The 6,084-nt window shown below is 72.3% G+C and carries 6 protein-coding genes; 3 read left to right on the top strand and 3 right to left on the bottom strand.

Annotated elements, in window-relative coordinates; all coding sequences use genetic code 11:
* The 3 genes from AC162C_RS08130 to AC162C_RS08120 all read right to left on the bottom strand — a co-directional run.
* The coding region (locus tag AC162C_RS08130) for a TetR/AcrR family transcriptional regulator (protein WP_484097111.1) at positions 1 to 462 on the bottom strand (462 nt) is incomplete at its 3' end.
* Positions 459 to 1,901, bottom strand: coding sequence for an MFS transporter (locus AC162C_RS08125; protein WP_484097110.1), 1,443 nt, complete (start codon positions 1,899 to 1,901; stop codon positions 459 to 461). The genes AC162C_RS08130 and AC162C_RS08125, both read right to left, overlap by 4 nt.
* A 109-nt stretch (positions 1,902 to 2,010) precedes the next feature.
* The gene (locus AC162C_RS08120; protein ID WP_484097109.1) at positions 2,011 to 4,008 is read right to left on the bottom strand and encodes an acetoacetate--CoA ligase; all 1,998 of its coding nucleotides are present in this window, start codon (positions 4,006 to 4,008) and stop codon (positions 2,011 to 2,013) included.
* Between the two features lie 38 nt (positions 4,009 to 4,046).
* Here AC162C_RS08120 and AC162C_RS08115 point away from each other — a divergent pair, with 38 nt between their 5' ends.
* From AC162C_RS08115 to AC162C_RS08105, 3 genes are all read left to right on the top strand, one after another.
* Positions 4,047 to 4,844 carry an SDR family NAD(P)-dependent oxidoreductase gene (locus AC162C_RS08115; RefSeq protein ID WP_484097108.1) on the top strand — a complete coding sequence of 266 codons (798 nt, stop codon included), beginning with the start codon at positions 4,047 to 4,049 and terminating at the stop codon, positions 4,842 to 4,844.
* 44 nt (positions 4,845 to 4,888) lie between these two features.
* Positions 4,889 to 5,329, top strand: a complete 441-nt coding sequence (locus AC162C_RS08110) for a hypothetical protein (protein WP_484097107.1) — start codon at positions 4,889 to 4,891, stop codon at positions 5,327 to 5,329.
* A gap of 229 nt (positions 5,330 to 5,558) precedes the next feature.
* Positions 5,559 to 6,084: nitrilase-related carbon-nitrogen hydrolase (locus AC162C_RS08105; protein WP_484097106.1), on the top strand; the 526-nt coding region annotated here is incomplete at its 3' end.

Here is a 6,084-nt window from a genome sequence, read left to right as displayed (position 1 = left end):
GATCGCACCGGCGACGACGGCGTGCACGTCGGCGATCACCCGCCGCACGGCATCGCCGATCTCGGCGTCGTCGCCGGCCTCGGCGAACGCCTGCATCCAGAGGGTCGGCGGAAGGACGGTGCCGCCGTCGGAGAGCTCGATCGTCGCGTTCGAGAGCGCGACGAGCACGCCTCCGGGCTCGACCGCCGCCCGCGCGGCCTCCCACGCGGTACGCAGCCGTCGCCACGACTCGTCCAGGCAGGCGACGTAGAGATCCTTCTTGGACGCGAAGTGGCGGTACAGGATCGGCTCCGAGACCCCCGCGGCGTTCGCGATCGCGGCGGTGGTGGCGGAGCCGTAGCTCGAGGCGGCGAACACGGAGAGCGCCGCCTCCACGATCGACTGCCGCCGCTCGTCGGCCGGAAGGCGCGCCGTGTGCCGTGCCCGCCCGCGACGGGTGAGCCCGCGCGTCCGCGCCGTCATCGGGCCTCGGCCGCGTCCGGGGCCGTGCCGACGATCTCGGGTGACTCCCCGGCCGGCTCGTGACGGCGCACGAGCACGGCGGACACGACGGCCCCGACGAGAGCGATCGCCGCCGCCACGAGCAGGGCGCGCTCGAAGCCGCGCATGAACGCGTCGACGGTCCGCTCGCCGCCGACCGCACCGGCGACGATCGCGCCCATCACCGCGATGCCGAGCGAGCCCCCGACCTGCCGGAACGCGTTCAGGACGGCGGCACCGACGCCGGCCTTGTCGACCGGCACCGCACGGGTCGCGGCGGCCGCGCTCGGCGTCATCGTCATCGCCATCCCGGTGCCGCCGAGCAGGAGCGCCGGGAGCAGCTGCCAGAACGTCGCGTCGGTACCGAGCCTGGAGAAGAGCAGGAGCTGGGTCGCGACGAGGGTCAACCCCACCGTCATCAGCCACCGCGAGCCGAACCGATCCGACACCCGCCCCGCGAACGGTGCGACGACGATGACGAGGATCGTCATCGGCAGGAACGCGGCACCGGCCTGCACGGGCGAGTAGCCGAGGATGTTCTGCATGTAGAGCGACACGAAGAAGAAGACGCCGAACATCGCGAGGGCCACGAGCAGCACGACGACGTTCGCCCCCACGTAGGTGCGGTTGCGGAACAGCGTGAGGTCGAGCATCGGCGCCCGTTGGTGACGCTCGAGCGCGACGAACGCGAGGAGCGACGCCACCGCGATCGCGAAGGAGCCGAGGATCCGCGCCGACCCCCAGCCGTACGTGTTCGCCTCGATCAGGCCGTAGGTGAGCGTGAAGAGGCCGACTGCCGAGACCACCAGGCCCGGGATGTCGAGCCGCTCGTGCGTCTCGTCGCGCGACTCGTCGATCAACAGGTAGCTCGCGCCGATGCCCATGATCCCGACCGGAACGTTGATGAAGAAGATCCAGTGCCAGCTGAAGTGCTGCGTGAGCAGGCCACCGACGAGCGGACCGATCGCGAGCGCGAGCGCCGACACGCCGGCCCAGATCCCGATCGCCGTTCCGCGCTGCCGGGGCGGGAACGCCGCGGCGATGATGGAGAGAGTGGCCGGGTTCATCAGCGCGCCGCCGGCACCCTGCACGACGCGAGCGGAGATCAGCTGCGTGCCGGTGTCGGCGAACCCGCAGGCGAGCGACGCGACCGTGAAGACGACGATGCCGATCACGAAGAGCCGCCGCCGACCGTAGGCGTCCGCGAGCTTCCCGCCGATGAGCATCAGCGCGGCGAACGTCAGCGCGTAGCCCGCGACCACCCACTGCAGCTCGGAGAGCCCGACGCCGAGGTCGCGCTGGATCGACGGCAGCGCGACGTTCACGACCGTGTTGTCGAGCATGATCATGAACAGGCCGAACGTGACGGCGGCGAGCGACCACCACTTGCGGTGCTCGCCGTGGAACAGGGTCGGGGACATTCGCTCTCGGACCTCCCGCCGAACGGGGCGTCTCGAAGTTAGTGCGCACTAATGTACCAGCGAGGCGCCGGGCGTTGCCGCACGGCCGCCCGGCGGGCGGGGAGCGCCGTCAGCCGTGGCGCCGACGTGGGGGCCCCTGCCGGAGCGCGCGCCCGTACTCCTCGAACCACGTCAGGGAATCGGGGTTCTGCAGCGACTCGCGGCTCACCGTCGTCGCCGGCGGGGCACCCATCAGGATCCGCTTCACCGGCACCTCGAGCACCTTCCCGGAGAGCGTCCTCGGCACCTCGGCGATCAGCTGCACGGTGTCGGGGACGTGTCGGGGCGAGCAGTCCTCACGGATCCGCGCCCGGATCGCGTCCACGAGCGCGTCGTCGAGCTCGCGTCCCGGCCGCAGGACGACGAAGAGCGGCATGTGGCCGTCCGTTCCCTCGAGCGGCAGGTCGACCACGAGCGCGTCGACGACGTCGTCGAGCGCGAGCACGGCACGGTAGATCTCGGAGGTGCCCATGCGGATCCCCCCCCGGTTGATCGTCGAGTCGGAGCGGCCACTGATGATCGCCGTCCCCCGCTCGGTGATCTCGATCCAGTCGCCGTGACGCCAGACCCCCGGGTAGACGGAGAAGTAGCTCTCCCGGTAGCGCGACCCGTCCGTGTCGCCCCAGAGGTACAGGGGCATCGAGGGCATCGGCTCCGTGAGCACGAGCTCCCCCACCTCGCCGATCAGCGGGCGGCCCTCGGGATCCCACGCCTCGACCTTCGCCCCGAGCGCCCGCGCCTGGAGCTCACCACGCGTGACCGGGAGGGTCGGCACGCCGCCGACGAACGCCGTGCACACGTCGGTTCCGCCCGAGGTCGAGAACAGCCAGACGTCGGGGCCGAGCTGGTCGTAGACCCAGTCGAACCCCTCGGGGGAGAGCGGCGAGCCGGTGGAGCCGACCGCGACGAGCGCGGACAGGTCGCGGCCGTCCCGCGGCCGGAGGCCCGCCTTCTGGCAGGCGTTGACGTACGCGGCGCTCGCCCCGAAGCAGGTGATCCCTGCCTCCTCGGCGAGGCCCCACAGCACACCAAGGTCCGGGTAGCCGGGGCTGCCGTCCCAGAGCACGATCGACGCCTGCGTGGTGAGGGCGCCGACGAGGAAGTTCCACATCATCCATCCGGTCGTCGTGAACCAGAACACCCGGTCACCGGCCTGGGCGTCGACGTGCAGGTGCATCTTCTTCAGCGTCTCGAGCAGGATCCCGCCGTGGCCGTGGACGATCGCCTTGGGGAGCCCGGTCGTCCCCGAGCTGTAGAGGACCCACAGCGGATGGTCGAACGCCAGCGGCGCGAAGACGAGGTCGTCGTCGCCGCCGTGGCGCTCGAGCTCGTCCCAGCCGAGCGCGTCGCGCAGCTCGGAGAGGTCGGGCGACGGGTCGAGGTACCCGAGCACGATCGTGTGCTCGACGGACGGGATCTCCCGCTGGAGCGCGAGGAGCACGTCACGCCGGTCGAAGTCGCGTCCGCCGTAGCGGTAGCCGTCGACGGCGAGCACGACCTTCGGCTCGATCTGCGCGAAACGGTCGACGACGCTGCGTGCGCCGAAGTCCGGGGAGCAGCTCGACCAGACCGCACCCAGCGATGCGCACGCGAGCAGGCCGACGACGGCCTCGGGGATGTTCGGGAGGTAGGCGGCCACCCGATCCCCCTCGCCGACGCCCAGGGCCCGCAGGCCGCCGGCGACCCGGGCCGTGGCCGCCTCGAGCTCGGCCCACGTGAGCTCGGAGAGCGGCCGCAGCTCGGAGCCGTGCCTGATCGCGACCTCCGTCGGATCGTGACCGCGGAACGTGTGCTCGGCGTAGTTGAGCGTGGCACCGGGAAACCAGCGCGCACCGGGCATCTCCCGTGACGAAAGCACGGATGCGAACGGCGTGCTCGACCGGACGTCGAAGTACTCCCAGAGGGCGCCCCAGAACCCCTCCAGGTCGTCGACCGACCAGCGCCAGAGCGTCTCGTAGTCCGGGAGCGTGAGGCCCCGGGTCTCCTCGAGCCAGCGGGTGAACCGGGTCAACGTGGCGCGCTCCACGCGCGCCTCGCTGGGTCGCCAGATGACCGGCGGCGTCTCCACGGGCTGATGATGCCTGTGCGCGGCGGTAGGCTCGCGGCATGGCGGCAACGCTGAGCGGCGTCGCGCTCGTCACCGGCGGCGGGCGCGGGATCGGCCGCGCGATCGCGGAGCGACTCGCCGCCGACGGTGCCCGCGTCGCGGTCGCGGCGCGCACCGCCGCGGAGGTGGAGACGGTCGCCCGGGCGATCGACGGCCTCTCCGTCGTCCTCGACGTCACCGACGCGAAGGCCGTGGCGCGCGGCGTCGCCCGGGTCGAGCGGGAGCTCGGCCCGATCGACCTCCTCGTCGCGAACGCGGGCGTCGCGCCGCCGCCACTGCCCGCCTGGGAGCAGGAGCCCCGGGAGTGGTGGCGCGTCGTCGAGGTGAACCTGCTCGGTCCCTACCTGTGCGCACACGCCGTGGTGCCCGGCATGCTCGTGCGCGGCCGCGGTCGGGTCGTCGCGGTGGCGTCGAACGCGGCCTTCGTCCCGCTCGCGACCGGCGCCTTTCCGCCGATCTCCGCCTACGCAGCGAGCAAGGCCGGACTCGTCCGGCTCGTCGAGGCGATCGCCGCCGAGGCCGCCGGCACCGGGGTGACGGCCTTCAGCGTCAGCCCGGGGACGGTGCGCACCGACATGACCCAGGGGATGTTCGAAGAGCTCTCCGAGGAGGACTGGTCGCCACCCGCGCTCGTGGCGGCGCTCGTGGCGCACATCGCGACCGGGGCGCTCGACGCCCTCTCCGGCCGCTACCTGCACGCCCGCGCCGACGACTGGTCGGCGCTCGGCGACCACGCCGACGAGATCCTCGAGCACGATCTCCTCGCGCTCCGCCTCCGGCGGCCCGAGCCCGGCTGACCCCTGCCGCACGCCGGGCACCGGCGTCCCTACCATCGAGGGCGATGCCGGTCTACATCTGTCCCAACTGCAAGGAACGGACGATCGACCTCGACGGCTACGAGGGCCTGTCCGGCTCACGGGAGCTGCAGTGCCGGAGCTGCAACTTCGGCTTTCTCTTCGAGTTGCTCGAGGACTACTACCCGGCACCCACGACCGGGCTGATCGTTCTCGACCACGACGCGCGCGTCCTGGCGTCGGGGCGGGGCGTCTTCGAGCTCACCGGCTTTCGCGAGGGCGACCTGATCGGCCGGGACGTGACGGAGGCGCTCGGCCTCTCGGACCGCGACGCGCTCGAGGTCGTGCGCGAGTGGGGAGTGCGCAAGCTCGGACAGGAGCTCACCCTGCGCACGCGGTCGGGCATCGAGAAGCAGGTCACCGTCGACCTCTTCCCCGGGTACGACGACGACGGCGGCGTGCTCGTCGCGGTGACGCCCCGCTCGTGACGTCCGGCTGACCGGTGGTCGTCGCGCACGAGCGCGGGCCTCTCGCCATGGATGGGCACACGCGCCGAGCGGCACCGGCAGTCGTCGCGCCGGGCCGCCGCGCCGGGCCGCCGCGCCGTCGGTGGATGACCCTCACGGACACCGACGTCCGGCGTAGACTGACGTTTGTGATCGTGAGGCGAAAACTCCGGGCGGCGCGCATGCGCCCATGCCGGGCGTCGAGCCGCCGATGAGGCTGGCGCTCGCACAGCTGAACGCCGTCGTCGGCGACCTGCAGGGCAACCGCGACCGCATCGTCTCGTCCGTCCGCGAGGCCCACGAGTCGGGCGCCGACCTCGTCGTCTTCCCCGAGCTCGCGATCACCGGGTACCCACCCGAGGACCTGCTGCTCCGCCCCGCGTTCGTCAAGGCGGCGCGCGCGACGCTCGCCGAGGTAGCGACGGCCTGCGACGGGATCACGGCGCTCGTCGGCTGCCCGCTGTTCGACCGTGACCTGGCGAACGCCTGCGCCGTCTGCGCCGACGGACGCGTCGTCGCGACGTACCGGAAGCACTTCCTCCCCAACTACGGCGTCTTCGACGAGCATCGCTACTTCGCGGCCGGGCAGGACCTGCTGATCCTCCGGCTCGGCGACGTCCTCGTCGGGCCGACGATCTGCGAGGACGTCTGGCAGCCCGGTCCGCCGGCGACCGACCTTGCCCTCGCGGGAGCCACGCGGGTCGTCAACCTCTCGGCGTCGCCGTTCCACGTCGGCA

Source organism: Gaiella sp. (assembly GCF_057140465.1).
Note: the sequence above shows the minus strand (reverse complement) of the source record. Positions and strands in the feature narration are given on the sequence as shown.

What these genes read in the sequence shown, in the direction of transcription:
- AC162C_RS08125 (WP_484097110.1), bottom strand. Translation starts at nt 1,901, where the DNA reads ATGTCCCCGACCCTGTTCCACGGCGAGCACCGCAAGTGGTGGTCGCTC.
- AC162C_RS08115 (WP_484097108.1), top strand. Translation starts at nt 4,047, where the DNA reads ATGGCGGCAACGCTGAGCGGCGTCGCGCTCGTCACCGGCGGCGGGCGC.
- AC162C_RS08110 (WP_484097107.1), top strand. Translation starts at nt 4,889, where the DNA reads ATGCCGGTCTACATCTGTCCCAACTGCAAGGAACGGACGATCGACCTC.